Here is an 18,361-nt window from a genome sequence, read left to right as displayed (position 1 = left end):
ACTGCTACGAAGTGACGCGGTTTTTGTCGGCCGATCCCTACGAAGCGCGGTGGTGGCGGCGGACTAGATCGAATGACAATGGGTTCAGGCACGAGCCGACGACGACGTCGGCCGGCCGTCGCGTTGGTTGCCGACACAGCGGAGCAGGACGCGCCGTGAAGGCTTGGCATGAGAATGAGGCGGGGACCATGGGCGAGTTGATGACGAACGACCGTGTTCGGCTGACCTACAGGGACACCGGGGGCGAGGGCGTTCCCCTGGTCATGCTGCACGGTTGGGGGCAGACCCAGAAGATGTTCCGTCATCAGATGGACGGTCTCGCTCCGGCCCGCCGCGTCATCACACTGGACCTCAGGGGCCACGGACTCTCGGAGAAGCCGCGGCACGGCTACCGCATCGCCCGGCTGGCCCACGACGTTCTCGACCTCGTCGATCATCTGGGGCTCGATCGTTTCGACGCGCTCGGCTGGTCGATGGGCGCCTCGGTGTGGTGGAGCTTCATCGACCAGTACGGCAGCGGCCGGATCCGCCGGCTCGTCGCTGTGGACCAGCCGGCGGCCGTGGCGGCCGTGCCCTGGCTGACCCCCGAGGAGCAGCGGGACTCAGGCGCCATCTTCGGCGTGGCCGACCTGCTGGAACTCGGCGCCGCACTGGCCGGCCCGGACGGCGGACGGGTGCGTGACGACTTCGTACGCGGCATGTTCTCCGGCGACCCCGACGGCGACCTCATCGCGTTCGTCATGGAAGAGATCAAGTCGACCCCGTCCTTCGCCGGGGTGCCCCTGCTCTACGACCACTGCGCGCAGGACTGGCGCGACGTCCTTCCCCGAGTGGACGTGCCGACCCTGGTGATCGGCTGCGAGGGAAGCCATGTGAGTCCGGCCTCCCAGCGGTTCATCGCGGGCCTCATCCCCGACGCGCGTCTCCATGTCTTCCCGGCCGGCGTGGCGAACTCCCACTTCCCCTTCCTCGAAAACCCGCCTGCCTTCAACGCGGTGGTCGACACCTTCCTTTCTGCAGCGGACGAGATCTCTTCCCTCGCGATCGCATAACTGCCGCGCAATCGGCGGGCGTTTCACCTCACTTGGACGAACAACGGCACGACTGGAGCTCACAATGACCAGGTCGGTCATTTCACACATGCCCAAAAACGCAGAACAGCACGGACCGGCGATACTGCGAAACGCGGATTCCGGGCACTTCCGAACGCTTCCCTGGGCGTCCTTGTCTGGGACTCGAACGCCCCCCGGCGGAGACGTCTTCGCAGAACGAAGCCGAACCCTCACCGACGGCCGGGGACCTCGTCTTCCTCGACGCTCTGCACTCCCGGCACCTGCGCGGCGACGAGTTCGTGTTCTTCCGCATTTCCTGCTCCTGTCTGGGGATCGCGCAGGCCGAGGTACGGCACCTGGCGGGCCTACGGGTCAGCGCGGCAGGCGGCGTCGCGGCGCTGGTGTCGCAGTTCCTGGCCGCACTGATCGGAGAGGACGGGCTGTGGAAAGCGACGAACGGCAGGCGGCTCGCCCTCAACGCCGTGGACGTCATCGCACTGCTCGTCGCCGAACTCCTCGCGCCCTACCGGTCCGGTTCCCCCGAGAACGGCGGCGAGATGCTGGCCCGCATAAGGTCGTACATCGAAGAGAACCTGATGGACCCGGACCTGTCGCCGGAGTCGATCGCGCGCGCCCACCACATATCAGTCCGCTACCTGCACAAACTGTTCCAGGGCGACGGTACGACGGTGGGTACGCATGTACGGCAGCGCAGGCTCGCCGCCTGCCGCTTCGACCTCGGTCGGGTGTCGAACCGCAGGCGCTCCGTAGCCGCGGTCGCGCAGAGCTGGGGCTTCGCCAGCCCCTCCCACTTCAGCCGTCTCTTCCGCCAGGCCTACGGCGAGTCCCCCAGGGCATGGCAGGTGTCGGCTTCCGCCCGGGAACGGGGCCTTTGACATTCGAGTCCGGTGCCGCCGACGGACCGACGAGCCGCTGATCGACGAGAAGCGGCTCACTGTTCCGGTGGTTCGACAGGCAACGCCCGCGAACGCTTGTGGGCCCGCCGTCGTGGAAGGGCCCCTGCCCCTGCCCGCGCCCGCCATCCTCTCCATCGAGGACCCTCTTGCGCGGTCGTACGCGGGGAATCCCCGGCCACGTGCGCGCCGGCGGCGAGTTTCCCGTACGGGAGGTCGTGACAGGGGTGTTGTCGCACACCCCGGCGCGCGCCGTGCAGCCGACCGCGCCCGGGACCGCCGCTCGCCTGCCCGCCGCCGCCGAACAGTTCACCGGCTTCCGCAGGCTCCGGTCATCACCGCGAAGTCGAAGTCCTGGCGACGAGGGCAGGGCCGGAACCGGCTCGCTCCGGCACACCCGCTGCGAAACGGCGTTCACACCGGTCACCAACACCCCGCACACCGCACTGAACACGGTGTGAGAAGAAAGAGTCCTCACATGTCTGCTGCTCCCCCTACGGTCGTCCTCGTCCACGGCGCCTTCGCCGACGCCGCGGGCTGGCTCGGCGTCATCGACGAACTCCAGCGCGACGGCATCGCGGTCCTCGCGGTGGCCAACCCACTGCGCGGCCTGACCTGCGACGCCGCCTACCTTGCCTCGCTGATCTCGCAGATCGACGGCCCGGTCGTCCTGGTCGGCCACTCCTACGGCGGTGCGCTGATCACGGTGGCGGGCACGGCGGACAACGTCGTGGGACTCGTCTACGTCGCCGCCTACGCGCTCGAAGAGGGTGAAAGCCTCAGCGAGTTGCAGGGCCGCTTTCCCGCTTCTCCGCTCGTCGACAGCCTGAAGCAGTGGACCTACACGGACGACGGGGGCAAGACCGCCACCGAGGTCACCATCGACCCGGAGGCATTCCCCTCAGTCTTCGCCGCCGACGTCTCCCCGTCCGTCGCCAGGGTGCTGGCGGCATCGCAACGCCCCTTGGCCGCAGCGACGTTCACCGAGGCGGCCTCCGCGGCGGCCTGGCGGACGAAGCCCTGCTGGGCCCTCGTGGCCGGCGCGGACCAGGCGATCAACCCCGAGGTCGAGCGCTTCGGAGCCCGGCGGACCGGTGCGACGACCGTGGAACTGGAAGGCGTTTCCCACGCGGTCGCCGTCTCCCGGCCGACGGCGGTGGCGGACCTGATCCGTGACGCCGTTCGCGCGACGAGTTGACGCCTGCGGCGACGCTTCTCCCGCCTCGCCCCGGTACATGGGCACGAGCAGGCCATAGTCAGGGCACGGAGAGACAAATGCGCCGTCCGTCAGTTCCTAGAGTCACTCACGTGCCAGGGATGCCCCGCGCGACGAAGTCCGCGCGCGGGTCCTGACGGCAGCCCTCCGAAGGAGTCACCGAGGCAGGTACAGCGCGGCCCTACCCGGCTGAGTCATCCGTCTCGGTCTTCTTCTCCCGGCCGTCCGTCCGGGGTGCTCCCCCACCGCCGCGGGATGTCGTCCTCGCCGGCGCTCCAGCCGCGGCACTGGCTCTCTCCGGCGACCAAGTCATCGGTGCCACAGCCGGCTTCGGACCGCGCCGGCGTTTCTACGCCGGAGCGCGCTGCCTCGCCCCACGCACGATCCCGCAGAGAAGCAGAACCGAGAGAAAGCAAGAGACAATGGCAACAACCATGCAGGTCAGGCGGACCGCCCTTCTGGCCGCGGCCGCGGCGGCAGTCCTCGCCGCGACCACCGCCGGGGCGGCGACCGCCGCCACCGCCCCCGTGTCCGACGTGCGCTTCGTGTCGCATCTGAACATGACCGACGGGCAGCGGCCGGAGAACATCGCCCTGGAACCCGGCGGCAGCGCCGATGTCACCTTCGCCTTCAGTCGCCAGGTCGCCCGCATCACCCCCACCGGCCGAGTGCACGTCCTCGCGACGCTGCCGGCGCCATCGGCCGGCGCCGGCACTCCCGTCCTGGCCTCGCCCTTCCTGGGCGGCATCGTCCGGACCGATGACGGAACGCTGTACTTCTCGTACGCCACCGGCAGCAGCGACCTGACCGGCGTGTGGCGCCTACGCCCCGGCGGCACGGCGGAGCGCATCGCCGCGCTCCCTGCCGACAGCTTGCCCAACGGCCTGGCCCTCGACCGGAACAGCGGCCGGCTCTACGTGGCCGACTCGGTCCTGGGCACCGTCTGGCGGGTGCCCACCGCCGGGGGCACCCCCAGCCCTTGGGCCACCGCACCCGAGCTGGAAGCCGCCGGGTTCCTGGGAGCCAACGGCATCAAGATCCACAACGGTGCCGCCTGGGTGTCCAACCTGGACAAGGGCACTGTGCTGCGCATCCCGCTGACCCGCCACGGCGTTGCCGGCCGAGTCGAGACCCGTGCCGCCGGCCTGGTGAACATCGACGACTTCGCGTTCACCGGACCAGGCGACACCCTGCTGGCCGCGATCAACGCGGACAACGAGGTCGTCCTGGTCAGGCCCGACGGCACTCACACCGTGGTGCTGACGGCTGCCGATGGTCTGGAGAACCCGACGTCCCTTGCCGTACGAGGCACCAAGGCATCCATCGCCAGCGGCGCCTACTCCACGAACCACGACCCCAACATCCTCTCGGCCCGGATCACCCCTGGCAGGTAAGGGCAGCGGAGGCGGCCCACCGCAGGGCCGCCTCCGCCGGGCGACCGGATGTCCTGTCCGGCGGGGCAGGACCTCTTCTCGCCTCATGGCGCCCTCTGCACCGCACCCGGTCCGCACCGCACCGCACCGGATGCGGCTGTCCGCTCCCGCCATTTCTGCCTGTGGTTCTGCCTGGAGACCGAAGTGCTCCCCTGGTTGGCTGTGTTCGCGGGCGGGAACCCCCCGGACCGCGGGGAAGCAGGCCGGTCGCGCTCTCAGCGAAGTCGCTGCCCGTACAACGCGCCGCCCGGTACTGCCGGGCGCCGGCCCTGCCTTCCGGGAGGGTCCAGCCGTCCGTTGCAGCCCTTGAGTCACTTCCCTGAAAGAGGAGCAAATTGAGCTCGGTGTTGACGACCACCTCGGTGCCGGACCAGGACAGGGTCGCCTACTGGAACGATGCGGTGAACAGGACGCTCGTGCCGGTGGCCGTCACCCCGCACGGCGACGGCCTCTTCGACGCCCGGATCGCCACCAACCGGCTCGGGTACCTCCAGGTCTCCAGCATGGAGGCCGACGCGGAGCACGTCAGCCGCACTCCGGCACTGATCGCCCGCTCGTCCGAGGCCCTGGTGGCCGTCGGTGTGCAGATATCGGGCACGGCCACCTTCATCCAGGACGGCCGGCGGGCCGAGGTGGGTGAGGGAGACCTCGTGGTGTGCGACAGGAGCCGGCCGTACTCCTTCGACTATCCGCAGCGGTTCGCCACCCACGTCTTCCAACTGCCCCGCCGCATGCTGGGCGTGCCGGACAGCGACCTCCGGGAGGTCACCGGCCACGCCATCGGCACCCGCCACGGCTTCGGCGCGGTACTGCTCCCGTTCCTGGCATCCCTGGCCGCCTCGCCGGACGCCTACCCGCCCGCCGTCGCGGACCGGTTGGCCGGCCATGTCGTCGACCTGTTCGCCACCCTGATCACCGAGCGGGCCCACCCGAGCGGCACGGAGGCCGAGGACACCGCGCGCAGCCATCTGCTCCTGCGCGTTCGCGACCACATCAACCGGCACCTGGGTGACCCGGACCTGTCGCCGGAGAGCATCGCCCGGGCGCACCGGATCTCCACCCGGTACCTCCACCGGCTGTTCGAAGGCGAGGGGACCACGGTCGGGCGGCTCATCCAGAAGCGGCGCCTGGAGGAGTGCGGCCGCGAACTGGCCCGCCGGGGCAGGACAGCCCCGACCGTCTCCGCCGTCGCCCAGCGGTGGGGCTTCGTCAACCCCGCACACTTCAGCCGCGTCTTCCGCGCCGTCTACGGCGTCTCCCCCCGGGAGTGGCGGGACCTGCGCACCCCCCAGGACGGCATCGCACCGTCTCCCGCGGGCAGACCCGCGCTCTCGTCCGCGCTAGCCGGCCGGCCGGGGGCCGACCTTGCGCCTGCCAGGGGGTAGGGTGCCCGCTCGGAGCCATGCCGGCTGCCCCGCGCCCCCGGCGGGTGTCTGTCCCGGCCCGGCAGCCGCACCATCGCTTCGCCGCCCGGCGACCATGATGGGGTGTGCCGGCCACCCCCTTCCTCCAAGTTCTTCCCTTGGCCCTCTCGGCAGGAGACCGTGTGACCGACCTCCCTCGCTCGCCCCTTCGGCAGCCGGTCCTGGACCACCCCACGCGAGCGTTCGTGGACAGGCACGCCTGCCCTCCGCCGGGGCGCGACACGGACCTGGACCAGGTCCGTCTGGACCTGGTCCGACTGCAGGGCGAGGACGGACCGCCACAGGAGCAGGACACCTCCACGGAGTGGTTCGCACTGCCGGGCGGGCCGACCGGTCACGTACGGGTGAAGGTGGTCAAGCCCGCCGACAGCGTCGGCAGAATCCCGGTGGTGCTGTTCCTGCACGGGCTGGGCTGGGTCCTGGGTGATGCCCGCACCCATGAGCGTCTGGTGCGCGCGTTCGCCCTCGGTACGGACGCGGCTGTGGTCTTCGTCGAATACGAACGCGCCCCCGAGGCGCGGTATCCGGTCGCCATCGAGCAGTGCTACGCGGTCGCGAAATGGATCTGCGAACGAGGCGGCGAGATCGGTCTGGACGGGAGCCGGATGGCCGCCGTGGGCGACTCGGCCGGCGGCAACCTGGTGGCGGCGCTGACCCTCCTCGCCAAGGAGCGCGGCGGGGTGCGACTGCTGCAGCAGGTGCTGCTCTGCCCCATCACCGACGCCGACTTCGACACTCCCTCGTACCAGCGGTTCGCCAGGGGCTACTTCCTCGGCCGCGAGACCATGCGCTGGTTCTGGGACCAGTACCTGCCCGATGCGCGGCAGCGCGACGAGGCCACCGCATCACCGCTGAAGGCGACCCTTGAGCAACTCACCGGGCTCCCTCCCGCGCTGGTGGTCACCAGCGAGGCGGACGTGCTGCGCGACGAGGGGGAGGCCTATGCGGCGAAGCTCCGGGCGGCCGGAGTCGCGGTGGTCTCCATGCGGTACCACGGGACGATCCACGGCTTCATGCTGCTGGATCCGCTGCGCAACACGGACGCCGCCCGTGCGGCTCTCACCCAGGCCCTCGACACCGTGCACGTCGCCCTGCACCGGCACCGCGGCTGATCGCCTCCGCTCCGGGCCAGGTGGACGCGGGTGCGCGCGGAGGTCTTCCCCGTACGCGAGCGGGCGAGCGCAGGTGCCGGGGGCGTGGGGTGCGGTTGCGGGACGGAGATACGGACCCGTACGGGCCGGCGCCCGGCCCGGTGTCGCTCACTCAGCGGGGTGCGCGTCCAGGAGTTCCTGTGCTGTCCTCAGGTGGCTGCTGTCGGCCGCGCCCTTGAGTGCGAGGACCTGACGGAAGCAGGAGCGGGCTTCCTCAGCTTCTCCCAGTTCGTTCAGCGCCTCACCCAGACCCAGGAGCGTGAGTCCCTCCAGGATGGTCTGGCCGGTGCGGTGGGCCTGATCCACCGTTTCCCGATAGAACTCGGCGGCCTCGTGCCATCGCCCCAGAGCGGCGTAGTCGTGACCGAGGGCGCCGGTCGCAATGGCACGGTAGGTGTCGGCGGCGTGCCCGGTCACCGGGCATTCGGGCGCATCGAGGAAAGTGATGACGCGCTCGTGCTGGACCAGGGCTTCCTCGGCACGGTCGAGGTCGCGCAGGCAGCCTCCGTAGACGCCTATGGCTCCGATCCAGCCATCGTGATCACCGGCGGCTTCGAACAGGTCGGCGGCGGCGCGCACCTTATCGAATCCCTCCTGGAGCTCGCCGAACCGCCGGTGCGGAGTCACCGCGTACATCAGCGCCCACGCCTGCTGGGTGGCGTCCTGGGCGCGGCGGGCGAATTCCAGCGCTTCGTCGGCCCGTTCGATGGCTTCCCGGTCCCTGTGCTCGCAGATGCTCAGGGCCCAGGCGCAGTAGTTGAGGTGGACAGCCCGCAGGTACGGGGCGTCGAGTGCGGCGGCGGCTTCGCTGGACAGACGGAAGACCTCGGTCCAATGGGCCCAGACCCATACGCCGCAGAACCATCCCATGGCGTCGGCGGTCTCCACGACCAGGGCGTGCTCATTCCTTTGGGCGGCGCCGCGCAGCGCGGCAAGCCAGGCGGGGGCCTCACTCTGGAGCCAGTCCCGGGCCTGTTCGGCACTCTCCAGCGAAACCAGTCCTTGCCAGGAGGGCGGCGGCGCCCCGTACCCGGGCTTGTACCAGCGGCCGGCGACCGCGGCCGTCTCCAGCAGCCAGGTCCGCAGCCGATCCTCGGCCGCCTCCCGCTCGGCGGGTTCCTCCTCGCGAGAAAGATGGGCGCGGGCGAAGAGTCTGAGAAGGTCGTGCAGTTGGTAGCGCCCTGTGTAGGTGGCCTGCACCAGGCCGGCCTCGATCAGCTCCTCCATCACGTCCTCGGCCTCGAAGACGCCCGTCGCGGTCAGCGCCGCTCCGTAGGCGGCGGTCATGTCCGGCCCCGGGACCAGGCTCAGTAGCCGCAGCATCCGGGCGGCCTGGCCGGTCAGCTGCCGGTAGGAGAGTTCGAACGCCGCCTCCACCCGCACATCACCCGCGACCAGGGCGCCCAGCCGGCGCTCCTCGTCGGTGAGGCGACGGACCAGATGGTCAACGTTCCACCCGGACCGGACCGACAGCCAGTTTCCCGCCACTCGCAAGGCCAACGGCAGACGCCCGCACAGTTCCGCGACCCGCGCCACGGCCTCCGCTTCGGCGTCGGCGCGCGCCTCGCCCAGGATCCGGCGCAGCAGCTCGACCGCCTCCGGCTGCGCCATCTCCGACAGCGCCAGCCGGTCGACGTCCTCCAACCCGGTCAAGGGCCGCCGGCTGGTGACCAGTACCAGACTCCGCCCTCCGCCGGGCAGCAACGGCCGGACCTGTCCCTCGTCGCGGGCGTTGTCCAGGACCACCAGGCACCTGCGCTCAGCCAACAGCACCCTCAGCAGTCCCGCACGACCTTGCGGATCCTCCTGCGCCAGCCGTCGGTCGGGCACGCCGAGGGCTCTCAGCAGCTTCAGCATTGCCTCCCCCGGGTCCAACGGGCCCTCCACCCCGTGCAGGTCGACCACGAAGCACCCGTCAGGGAAGTCTCCTGCCAGGTCCGCTGCCGCCTTGAGCGCCAGCGCCGTCTTCCCGCACCCCGGAGGACCCGAGACGACCGAGACCGACACCCCGACGCCCGCGCCTGAGCGTGCTGCGGCCTCTGTCAGCCGCGCCAGCTCACGATCACGCCCCGTGAAGTCCCCCACAAGCCGTGGCACGGCGGTCCCCGCCATCGCGCGCGTCGAACGCGCCGCCCGCGCCGCGACGAGCAGCGACTCCAGCTCCGCGTCCGCCAGCCCCAGCCCSTCCGCCAGCGCCACCACCGTGCGTCGCTGCGGAACCCGGCTGCGCCCCCGCTCCATGTCGCCGATCGCCCGGACGCTCACGCCCGAGACCTCSGCCAGCSCCTCSATCGTCAAACGGCTCCGCTGCCGCAGACCACGTAGCACCACCGCGAACGACTTCTCGGACACGACCGCCCCCTCTTTCTCCCCCGACGGAATAATACGGCGTGTTTCTCCAGGTCACGGGCTCAGGGCCGGGGTACCGAAGTCCCAGCGTCGTGATGAGCGGACGGAGTCCGTGGGCCCGTCGGCAGGTCCACGGAATGCGGGGCCGGAGCATCCTGGCCACCTCCCCCAGGCGCGGACAGGCCACATGTGGTGCACCGACGGGCAAGGCCCCTTCCCCGGCCGCCCTAATGTTCTGTGCGCGGCAGGATCCGGACGAAAGGTCCCGGCCACCGTCGTCCGGACGGTGTTCACCCGCGAACGAGGTGGTGATCATTCACTCGGCGATCCGGTTGTCGGGGGGATCCTGCGGACGTGGTGCTTGCTCAGGACGGAGACCCGGTTGAACGCGTTGATGGTGATCGCCACCCAGATCACCGCGGAGATCTCATCGTCGTCGAGGACCTGGCGAGCCGATTCGTACGCGCTGTCCTGCGCCGTCGCGTCCGCCGGATCGGTGGTCGACTCCGCCAGGGCGAGTGCCGCGCGCTCCCGCTCCGTGAAGAGTCCGGTATCGCGCCACGCAGCCAGCACGCCCAGCCGCTGGGCGGACTCGCCGGCGCGCAGCGCGGCCCTCGTGTGCACGTCGAGGCAGAAGGCGCAGCCGTTGAGCTGGGAGACGCGGAGGTTGATCAGCTCCACCAAGCGGCGGTCCAGGCCCGCCTCGTCGGCGACCGCGCGGACCGCTTCGGCCGCCGCGACCAGGGCACGGTAGGCCTTGGGGCTCTGCTTGTCGATGAAGACCCGGCGGCTCGCGGGAACTGCTGCGGTGTGACTCAACGTGGGCTCCTTCGGGGCCGCTTGCGCCCTCGCTCAATCTGCCGAGCGGAGGCAGGACATGGACTTACTATCAGGCATTATTGTTGAATATGAAATTACCTTCGCGTGAGAGGGAGTGCGATGAGCAACGTCGACACGGATCCCACCGGCCTGCTCGGGGGTGCCGCGGAGCACGGCGAGAGCGCCTCGCAGGTCGACGTGCTGACCGCGCGGGACGTCCCGTTGGGCGGCCCGAGAGCGATGACGGTCCGCCGGACGCTGCCGCAGCGTGCCCGCACGCTGATCGGGGCCTGGTGTTTCATCGACCACTACGGCCCCGACGACGTCGCCGACACCGGCGGCATGGACGTCGCTCCTCATCCCCACACCGGCCTGCAAACCGTGAGCTGGCTGTTCAGCGGAGAGATCGAACACCGCGACAGCATGGGCACCCACGCGCTGGTACGACCCGGTGAGCTGAACCTCATGACCGGCGGTCACGGCATCAGCCACACGGAAGTCTCCACCACCCGCACCACGGTCCTGCACGGCGTGCAGCTATGGGTGGCTCTGCCCGGAGAACACCAGCACGCCGGCCGTGACTTCCGGCATTACGTGCCGAGCCCGGTCCGGGTGGGCGGGGCGGAAATCAGCGTGTTCCTCGGGTCTCTGGCCGGCGACACCTCTCCGGTGCGGACGTTCACTCCCCTGCTCGGCGCCGAACTCCTCCTCGCACCACGCTCCACGACGACGCTCCCGGTGGACCCCGCCTTCGAGTACGGACTGCTGGTCGACCGAGGAGACGTCCGACTCTCCGGAACACCCCTCCGGCCGACGGAACTCGGATACCTGCGCACGGGAAACGACACACTGACACTGACGAACGAGACGGACGCCCCCGCCCGGACGGTCCTGCTCGGCGGGACACCGTTCGAAGAACAGATCGTCATGTGGTGGAACTTCATCGGACGCAGCCACGAAGACATCGCGGAAGCCCGGACGGCGTGGCAGAACGCGTCCGACCGGTTCGGCAGCGTCGAAGCGTACGACGGCGACCGTCTGCCCGCGCCCGCCCTGCCGAACGCCACCCTCGCACCGCGCACCAACCCGACACGTCACTGAAAGGCACACCATGACCCAGCCCGCCGCCGCTCCCACTGTCCGGCGAGTGCACGCCAAGCACCGTTACGAGATCCTGGTCGACAGCACGAAGGCAGGCCTCACCGCCTACCGGGACCGGGATGACCAGCGTGTTTTCTACCACACGGAGATCGACGACGCCTTCGCCGGACAGGGCTTGGCCGCGACACTCGTGCAGCAGGCCCTGACCGACGTACGCGCCTGCGGCAAGCGCATCGTGCCGGTCTGCCCTTACGTCGCGAAGTTCCTCAGGAAGCACGAGGAGTTCGCCGACATCACCGACCCGGTGACCCCCGAAGTCCTGCAGTGGCTGGAGGCCGAGCTGCGACACTGACCGCCGCGCCGCCGCCCTCTCCCCCTCCTCCTGCCGCGTGCGCTCGCGGAACCGCGGCCCGGCGCTCCTGGTCGGCCGCCGTAGAGTCTTCTTCGCCGCAGGACGCCCCGTTTTGTTCGGGCCGGCGGTTCGGACCCGGACGACGTGAGGGAACAGGTGGGGTCGGTGGCCGACGCGGGTGGTGTGGAGTTCGGGGCGCTGTTGCGGCAGTCGCGGTTGAAAGCGACTCTGACGATCGAGGCGCTGGCGGAGGCGTCGGGGGTGAGTGTCCGCGGGATCGGGGATCTCGAGCGGGGGCGGCGTGCGACTCCACAGCGGGGAACGGTCGCCGCGCTGGCGGACGGGCTGGGGCTGGGCGAGGCGGAGCGGGAGCGTCTGCTGGCCGCCGCACGGACGGGCCGTCAACCCCGCCACAGCACGGTCGGCGTGCGCGCTTTCCCACGCGGCATCCACCACTTCGTCGGCCGGGAGGCGGAGCTGACACGGCTGACGGCACTGGCCGACCAGGCAGCCTCCGGACAGCCGGTGGTAGTGGCGCTTCCCGGACCGCCGGGGACGGGCAAGACCACTCTGGCACTGCACGCCGCCCGAGCGCTGGCCGACCGCTTTTCCGATGGGCAGCTCATGGTCGACCTGCGCGGCATGGACGACACCCCGCCCGGTCCGGCCGAGCTGATACTCCGTGTCCTGAAGGCCCTGGGGGTGGCGGACCGGGACCTGGCCAAGGCCGGCCCGCAGGGCCACCCTGAGCTGTACCGGCAGGCGCTGGCCGAACGCTGCTGCCTGCTCGTACTGGACAACGCCCGCGACGAAGCGCAGGTCCGCCCGCTCCTGCCGAGCGCCGGCACGGGAATGGTGATGATCACCAGTCGAAGGATGCTCACCGGCCTGGAAAGCGTCCATCGCCTGCCCCTCGGCGAGCTCTCCCCCGCGGAAGCCGCCACCTTCCTGACCACGTTGGTCGGCCAGGAGCGCGCGGATGCCGACCCGACCGCGCTCGCCGAGGTCGCCCAGCGGTGTGCGCATCTGCCGCTGGCCCTGCGTGTGGCGGGAAACTGGCTCGCCACCCGCACCGGCTGGACCGTACGCCGCCTCGCCGACCGTCTCGCGCTCGAAGAGCGCCGCCTGGACACCCTGACCGCCGGTGACCTGCATCTCTCGGCGGCCTTCGAGCTGTCCTACCGCCAGCTCACCCCCAAGGCAGCCCGCCTGTTCCGGCTGCTGGCCCTGGTCGACGGCCCCGATGTCGGCGCCGCCGGTGCCGCCCAGCTGACCGGGCAGTCACTGTTCGACACCGAGGACACCCTCGAGGAACTGGTCGAGACCGGACTGCTGGGAACCGACCAGGACCGCTACCGCTTCCACGACCTGCTGCGCCTGTACGCCCGCAGCCGGCTGCGGGCCGAGGAGCCCGACGGGAACGCCGAGGCGGCCCGGTCGGCACTGCACCGCTGGCTGCTCGACACCGCGGTCGTGGCCGGGCGCTGGTACGAACCCGACCACGGCGCCCCGCCCCCCTCCTGGCAGGGCACCGTCGACCTGTCCACCGCCGAACACGCCCGCAGGTGGCTCCAGGCCGAGGGCAACAACTGGCTCGCTGCCCTTCACTCGGCCGCTGCGGCAGGGGACCACGCCACCGTCGTGGAGGTCGCCGAGGCCCTGCACTGGTTCTCCGACCAGTGGATCTTCTGGGGGCACTGGCCCGAGGTCTTCCGAACCGCCGTCCGAAGCGCCCAGGCGCTCGGGGACCCGCTCGTCGAAGCCACCCAACTCAACTACCACGCCTGGGCCCTGCTGATCTGCGAGGGCCGCCACCGCGACAGCGTCGAGCGCTCCGCCCAGGCCCTCGCCGCCGCCCAGCGCGCCGAAGATCTCACGCAGCAGGGCTGGTCCCACTACTACAGTGCCTGGGCCCTCGGTCTGCTCGGCGACCACGCCGCGGCGGCGCGGCACAACCGCGAGACAGCCAGGCTCTTCGAAGCCGTCGGTGACCTCCACGGCACCCTCCAGGCCAGGAGCAGCACCGCCCAGAACCTCTCCCTGGGGGGCCGGCACGAGGAATCCATCACGGAGATCGTGCGCACCCTGGCCTTCCTCGATCAGGCCGGTGACCGCATCGAACCGCATATCGCCGCGTTCACCCGTACGACGCTGGAGATGAACATCGGCCTCGCCCACACGGCCCTTGAGGACTGGTCCGAGGCCGCCGAGCACCTGCGCGCCGCCGCGGACCTCTGGCGGGACAGCGGTAACCACGGTCTGGAGAGCCGCACCCTGGTCCGGCTCGGTGACGCCCTGCGGGCCGCCGGCCGCCGCGACGAGGCCCGCACCGCCTTCACCCGCGCTGTGTCCCTCGGCAAGGCAGCCGACCCCAGCAGCCTCGCCGGCGCCCGCGATCGCCTCGCTGAGCTCGGCACCCACCGGGAACCGTCCGCGGAGCAAGGCCAGGCGGGCTGCCGTACGACCGGCACCGAGTAGGCCAAGCCCATGCCTGCTGCCGGAAGCAGGACTCGGGGGCCGGGCCACACGCGCGACCGACGGCCCGGGTCCTGGTTTGTCAGCCATCGCGACCGGCGCCGAGGACCGGCTCCTCGTCCTCACCCCGTCCGGTGGGCGTTGCCACCCCGGCCCTCTTCTCCGTCCCGGGCACCACGGGCCCCGCGGCGGCGTCGAAGGCGTGGGTCACCTCCGGTGCGGTGCCCTCCACCAGCAGACGGCGGGCCCGCTCCTCGTCACGGTGATCGGTGGCCGTGAGTCTGCTGTGGTGCTGGGCGAGATGCCCCTGCCACGAGCCGACCAGGTAGTTCTCGACGAATCGCTCCGGATCGGCGCCGTCCTGGAAGAGGCCCCACGTGACGGCTCCCGTGCGCCGACGCGAACGGGCCACGCGCTCCATGCAGGCGGTGAAGGCGGCGCTGTTCGATTGGTCGACCCGGTACACCACGGAGACCAGCACGGGCCCGTCGGAGAGTCCGGGCTCGAACACCAAGGGCGGAACGGGCCAGTGATCGGACGGAGTCGGGTCGATGCCATCCATGCCGTGCAGCGGCCGCCGCCGCGCCGCCACCGCGCCGGCCAGGAGCAGCCCGCTGCCGGCCAGGAGGGAGATGGTCAGCCCGGGACCGTCGGCCAGCGCGCCCCACACGGGCGCCGCAAGCGCCTGACCGCCCTGGAACACCAGGAGGTAGACGGCGAGTCCCCGGGCCCTGACCCAGCCCGGCAGCCTCGTCTGAACGGCCGCGTTGAGGGTCGACAGCACACCGATCCAGGCCACACCGGCCGGCAGCAGGGCGACCACCGCGAGCCAGGGGGTCCGCGTCGTGGCAAGGACCGCCAGCACCCCGGCGAAGACGACGGCGCCCGCGGAGAGAGTGCCGTTGGCGCCGAGAGCGCGACGCACGGCGGGCAGGACGAAGGCTCCGCCCACGGCACCGACACCGACTGCACCGAGCAGCACCCCGTACCCTCCCGAGCCCAAGCCCAGGGAACGGCTCGCCACCAGGGGAAGCAGCGACCACAGCGCGGCGCCGCCGGGGATGAACAGCACTGTCCGCCACAGGACCCGACGGACGCCGGGCGCGTACCAGACGTAGCGGCGGCCGGCGTCGAGGGCCGTCCAGAGTCTCTCGCCCCGGGCCACGGGCTCCTGGACCGGGGAACGCCGCCAGAAGATGAGAACGGCCGCGATGCCGAGGTAGGACGCGGCGTTGAAGGCGAAGACCCAGCCCGCGCCCGCTGCCGCGACCACCGCTCCACCGAGTGCCGGGCCGAGGGCGCGGGCGAGGTTCATGTTGACGGCGCCGAGCGCGGCCGCCTGTCCCAGCTCGCGGCGGTCCACGAGCTCCGGCTGGATCGCCTGCCAGGCGGGTCCCATCAGAGCGGTGCCGCACCCCAGCAGGAACGTGAGGCCGAGCAGCAGCCCGGGAGTGAGCGCGCCCGCGAAGGCCAGCACGGCAAGCGCTGTGGAGACGGCGAGCATGGCGAACTGCGCGGCCAGCAGCAGCTTGCGGCGGTCGTAGCGGTCGGCCAGTACGCCCGAGGGCAGGGCCAGCAGCACGACGGGGAGACTGGAAGCCGTCTGCACGAGGGTCACCAGTGCGGCGCTGTGCCCGACCAGCAGCCACTGCGCGCCCACTGTCTGCATCCAGCTGCCGATATTGGAGACCAGCTGCGCGATCCACAGGGCGCGGAAGACCCGCGCGGCGAACGGGGCCCAGGCCGAACCCGGGGCCGGGGCCGGACGGCGGTCTTTCGCTGACGGTATCGCGCTCATGCTGGTCCAGGCCGGAATCGGGGAGCGGCGCCCGGCATCCGGCAATGTCCCAGGCGCCGTACGGGCGTAGCCGATGGCCAATGTAGGAGCGGCCGGTGCGAGCCGGTTGACTGAGAACGCACTGTCTGTGGCCCCTGGGCGCAGTGATCTCGACGAGCTACGCCGGGACGTGCGTCGGCCCCCCACCCGCGATGCGGGTGAGGGGCCGGCGCCGCGTTCACGACGGCGGCCGGGTCCAGGCGGCGTCGGAGCCCGAGAGGCGATGGGCGGCAGCGGAGGTCATCACGAGCAGCAGCAGCGCCAGGCCCAGGGTGAGGGCGAACTCGGCGTGCAGCAGGAGCAGGCCACCGCCGAGCGCTCCCAGGAACATGGCCAGCACGGACAGGATCCGTCGGCCGGGCCGGGGCGCCGACCCACCGACTCGGCTGGAGTCCGCGGCCAGTCCCGTCAGGGTCAGCGTCAGCACGGTCGTGGTGAGGTCCGGGACGCCGAGCCGCCGGGCGACCGCGTTCTGCATCCCCATGGCGAGGCCGAGGAGCACGATCAGGGTGTACTGGACGGTGGTGGTCATCCTGCCGTCGGAGGCGGCAGCCGTGATGACGGCCGCCGCCACGAGAACCGCCTGCAGTGCCGTGGCCATGGTCAGCAGCCGCCCACGATGTGCCGCGAACCGGGTGCCGAACCGGCCCCCCGCCAGCGCGCCGGCGAGGAAGGCGGTCATCGACACGACGGACGCCGACGCGGACAGCGTCTGGGCACCCGCCAGTGCGAACCCCAGGAAGACCACGTTGCCGGTCATGTTGGCCACGAAGACGTGCCCGAGCGACAGATAGCTCACGGCGTCGACCAGCCCCGTCACCACGGTCAGCGTCAGCATCAGCGGCGGCAGCGGGCCGTGCCGGTCCCCCTTCGGAGGGACCAGCGTGCGGGCGGCGTCAGTCAGCAGCTTGTACATGCGGGATCCTCTCACCGGGGGCGGGCGGGCGGTGCAGTAGCACGCGGGTGAGCAGTCCGCTGGCCAGGCCGATGCCGATGGCCGCCAGGCAGATCCACGACGGCCAGGGGGTCAGCCCGAGGAGGTTGTCGGCCGACCAGCGGCCCGGGCCGGTCAGGGCCAGCACCGCTGAGGCCACGACGAGGACCATCGGGTACTCGTAGCCGTCGTTCTGCACCCACAGCCCGTTGTGCCATTTGACCGTGCCGGCGACCGTCATCACTCCCACGGCGGCCATCGCCGCCGCGGGGGTGAGCAGTCCGGACGCCAGGAACAGGCCTGCGCCGATCTGGCCCGCGCCCGCGGCAAGCGCCGTGAGCCGGCCGCCGCGGAAGCCGTCGTGCCGGAACTCCGCGGTTCCGCCCGCCAGACCGTTGCCGTCCAGCCGGAAACTGACCTTCTGCACTCCATGCCCGGCGATGAGGAGGCCCACCACCAGCCGGAGGACCAATAGTCCGGTGTTCATTCGTTCCTGCCTGTTCCTGACGTTCCGGATATCCGTGTGACGAGGTCAGCCGGCGGCGTGGGCGCCCATGACCGCCTGCGCGTAGACGAGCCCGAGGCCGTAGGCGCCGCCGTGCTCCTTCACCACCTCCGTGACGGGGACGTACGACTCGGTCCGCGCCCAGTCACGCTGGAGCTCGAGCAGCACCTGCACCCAGGTGACCGGAATCGCGCCGCCCTGCACCATGCGCTGAATGGCGTGTTCGTGCGCCTGCGGGCTGACACCGCCGGAAGCGTCGGTGACCACGTAGACCTCGTACCCCTGAGAGATCGCGGAAAGGGCGGGGAGTACGACGCAGACCTCGGTCCACAGCCCCGCGATGACGAGCTTCTTGCGGCCGGTCGTCTTGACGGCCTCGACGAAGGCGACGTCCTCCCAGGCGTTCATCGTGGTGCGGTCGATGATCTCCTGCTCGGGGAAGACCGCGGCCAGCTGCGGCATGATCGGCCCGGAGAAGGACTCGGCCGCAACGGTGCTCAGCACGACCGGCACGTCGAAGACCTTGGCGGCCTTCGCCAGACCCAGGGTGGAGTTGATGATCGCGGTGCGGTCGCCGCTGCCGGTACCGAAGAACATCTGCGGCTGGTGGTCCACGAACAGCACGGCGCAGTTGTCGGGGGTCAGCAGGTCGATGCTGGGGGCCGCGGTGACGTCGGAGATGGTGACCATGGGAAGAACCTTTCGATGGGTGGGTGAGCGGTCAGGTGACCGCTGTGGTGGGCGACCGTCCGTGGACGGCGCGGATCGGGTGGTGTCCCGGGAGGGGCGGCTCGTGGCC

General features: G+C 71.0%; 16 protein-coding genes. 10 read left to right on the top strand and 6 right to left on the bottom strand.

The annotated features are described in order from the left end of the window. The first annotated feature begins 188 nt into the window (after positions 1-188). The 7 genes from EAO72_RS37475 (at position 189) to EAO72_RS37445 (ending at position 7,151) form a co-directional block, all read left to right on the top strand. Positions 189-1,052, top strand: a complete 864-nt coding sequence (locus EAO72_RS37475; RefSeq protein ID WP_148021454.1) for an alpha/beta fold hydrolase — start codon at positions 189-191, stop codon at positions 1,050-1,052. A gap of 299 nt (positions 1,053-1,351) precedes the next feature. Continuing rightward, positions 1,352-1,948 carry a helix-turn-helix transcriptional regulator gene (locus EAO72_RS37470; RefSeq protein ID WP_261991754.1) on the top strand — a complete coding sequence of 199 codons (597 nt, stop codon included), beginning with the start codon at positions 1,352-1,354 and terminating at the stop codon, positions 1,946-1,948. 236 nt (positions 1,949-2,184) lie between these two features. Beyond that, positions 2,185-2,427 carry a hypothetical protein gene (locus EAO72_RS37465; protein WP_148021452.1) on the top strand — a complete coding sequence of 81 codons (243 nt, stop codon included), beginning with the start codon at positions 2,185-2,187 and terminating at the stop codon, positions 2,425-2,427. Positions 2,428-2,444: 17 nt separating this feature from the next. Beyond that, positions 2,445-3,164, top strand: coding sequence for an alpha/beta fold hydrolase (locus EAO72_RS37460; RefSeq protein ID WP_148021451.1), 720 nt, complete (start codon positions 2,445-2,447; stop codon positions 3,162-3,164). 452 nt (positions 3,165-3,616) lie between these two features. Continuing rightward, positions 3,617-4,576: an SMP-30/gluconolactonase/LRE family protein gene (locus EAO72_RS37455; RefSeq protein ID WP_261991753.1), complete on the top strand. Its 960-nt coding sequence runs from the start codon at positions 3,617-3,619 to the stop codon at positions 4,574-4,576. Between the two features lie 374 nt (positions 4,577-4,950). After that, positions 4,951-6,000, top strand: coding sequence for an AraC-like ligand-binding domain-containing protein (locus tag EAO72_RS37450; RefSeq protein ID WP_148021449.1), 1,050 nt, complete (start codon positions 4,951-4,953; stop codon positions 5,998-6,000). A 161-nt stretch (positions 6,001-6,161) separates the two neighbouring features. After that, complete coding sequence (locus EAO72_RS37445; protein ID WP_148021448.1) at positions 6,162-7,151, top strand: alpha/beta hydrolase; 990 nt, start codon at positions 6,162-6,164, stop codon at positions 7,149-7,151. A 147-nt stretch (positions 7,152-7,298) separates the two neighbouring features. Here the strand turns inward: EAO72_RS37445 and EAO72_RS37440 are convergent, their stop codons facing one another. Together EAO72_RS37440 and EAO72_RS37435 are read right to left on the bottom strand one after the other, a co-directional pair. Beyond that, positions 7,299-9,518, bottom strand: coding sequence for a helix-turn-helix domain-containing protein (locus tag EAO72_RS37440; protein WP_261991840.1), 2,220 nt, complete (start codon positions 9,516-9,518; stop codon positions 7,299-7,301). 333 nt (positions 9,519-9,851) lie between these two features. Continuing rightward, the gene (locus EAO72_RS37435) at positions 9,852-10,358 is read right to left on the bottom strand and encodes a carboxymuconolactone decarboxylase family protein (RefSeq protein WP_148021446.1); all 507 of its coding nucleotides are present in this window, start codon (positions 10,356-10,358) and stop codon (positions 9,852-9,854) included. Positions 10,359-10,478: 120 nt separating this feature from the next. Here EAO72_RS37435 and EAO72_RS37430 point away from each other — a divergent pair, with 120 nt between their 5' ends. The 3 genes from EAO72_RS37430 to EAO72_RS37420 all read left to right on the top strand — a co-directional run bounded on the left by EAO72_RS37430 (position 10,479) and on the right by EAO72_RS37420 (position 14,289). Beyond that, on the top strand, positions 10,479-11,459 hold the full coding sequence (locus tag EAO72_RS37430; protein WP_148021445.1) for a pirin family protein: 981 nt from the start codon (positions 10,479-10,481) through the stop codon (positions 11,457-11,459). A gap of 10 nt (positions 11,460-11,469) precedes the next feature. Continuing rightward, positions 11,470-11,811, top strand: coding sequence for a GNAT family N-acetyltransferase (locus EAO72_RS37425; RefSeq protein ID WP_148021444.1), 342 nt, complete (start codon positions 11,470-11,472; stop codon positions 11,809-11,811). A gap of 165 nt (positions 11,812-11,976) precedes the next feature. Further along, positions 11,977-14,289: an ATP-binding protein gene (locus EAO72_RS37420; RefSeq protein ID WP_261991751.1), complete on the top strand. Its 2,313-nt coding sequence runs from the start codon at positions 11,977-11,979 to the stop codon at positions 14,287-14,289. 79 nt (positions 14,290-14,368) lie between these two features. On the opposite strand, the gene EAO72_RS37415 is transcribed toward EAO72_RS37420, so the two are convergent. The 4 genes from EAO72_RS37415 to EAO72_RS37400 form a co-directional block, all read right to left on the bottom strand. After that, positions 14,369-16,084, bottom strand: coding sequence for an MFS transporter (locus tag EAO72_RS37415; protein WP_148021443.1), 1,716 nt, complete (start codon positions 16,082-16,084; stop codon positions 14,369-14,371). A 217-nt stretch (positions 16,085-16,301) separates the two neighbouring features. After that, positions 16,302-17,039 carry a YoaK family protein gene (locus tag EAO72_RS37410; protein WP_148021442.1) on the bottom strand — a complete coding sequence of 246 codons (738 nt, stop codon included), beginning with the start codon at positions 17,037-17,039 and terminating at the stop codon, positions 16,302-16,304. Further along, positions 17,020-17,544, bottom strand: a complete 525-nt coding sequence (locus EAO72_RS37405; RefSeq protein WP_148021441.1) for a DoxX family protein — start codon at positions 17,542-17,544, stop codon at positions 17,020-17,022. The genes EAO72_RS37410 and EAO72_RS37405 overlap by 20 nt, the downstream gene beginning before the upstream one ends. Before the next feature lie 45 nt (positions 17,545-17,589). Next, positions 17,590-18,252, bottom strand: a complete 663-nt coding sequence (locus EAO72_RS37400) for a hydrolase (RefSeq protein WP_148021440.1) — start codon at positions 18,250-18,252, stop codon at positions 17,590-17,592. Positions 18,253-18,361: the final 109 nt, after the last annotated feature.

The sequence above is a fragment of the Streptomyces sp. OR43 genome (assembly GCF_008042275.1).
In the GTDB taxonomy this organism is placed as follows: domain Bacteria; phylum Actinomycetota; class Actinomycetes; order Streptomycetales; family Streptomycetaceae; genus Streptomyces.
This window is presented reverse-complemented; position numbering and strand designations above follow the sequence as displayed.

Excerpts from the sequence above, each read along its gene's own strand:
- EAO72_RS37475 (WP_148021454.1), top strand. The coding sequence starts at position 189 with ATGGGCGAGTTGATGACGAACGACCGTGTTCGGCTGACCTACAGGGAC.
- EAO72_RS37460 (WP_148021451.1), top strand. The coding sequence starts at position 2,445 with ATGTCTGCTGCTCCCCCTACGGTCGTCCTCGTCCACGGCGCCTTCGCC.
- EAO72_RS37455 (WP_261991753.1), top strand. The coding sequence starts at position 3,617 with ATGCAGGTCAGGCGGACCGCCCTTCTGGCCGCGGCCGCGGCGGCAGTC.
- EAO72_RS37430 (WP_148021445.1), top strand. The coding sequence starts at position 10,479 with ATGAGCAACGTCGACACGGATCCCACCGGCCTGCTCGGGGGTGCCGCG.
- EAO72_RS37425 (WP_148021444.1), top strand. The coding sequence starts at position 11,470 with ATGACCCAGCCCGCCGCCGCTCCCACTGTCCGGCGAGTGCACGCCAAG.
- EAO72_RS37415 (WP_148021443.1), bottom strand. The coding sequence starts at position 16,084 with ATGAGCGCGATACCGTCAGCGAAAGACCGCCGTCCGGCCCCGGCCCCG.
- EAO72_RS37410 (WP_148021442.1), bottom strand. The coding sequence starts at position 17,039 with ATGTACAAGCTGCTGACTGACGCCGCCCGCACGCTGGTCCCTCCGAAG.
- EAO72_RS37405 (WP_148021441.1), bottom strand. The coding sequence starts at position 17,544 with ATGAACACCGGACTATTGGTCCTCCGGCTGGTGGTGGGCCTCCTCATC.
- EAO72_RS37400 (WP_148021440.1), bottom strand. The coding sequence starts at position 18,252 with ATGGTCACCATCTCCGACGTCACCGCGGCCCCCAGCATCGACCTGCTG.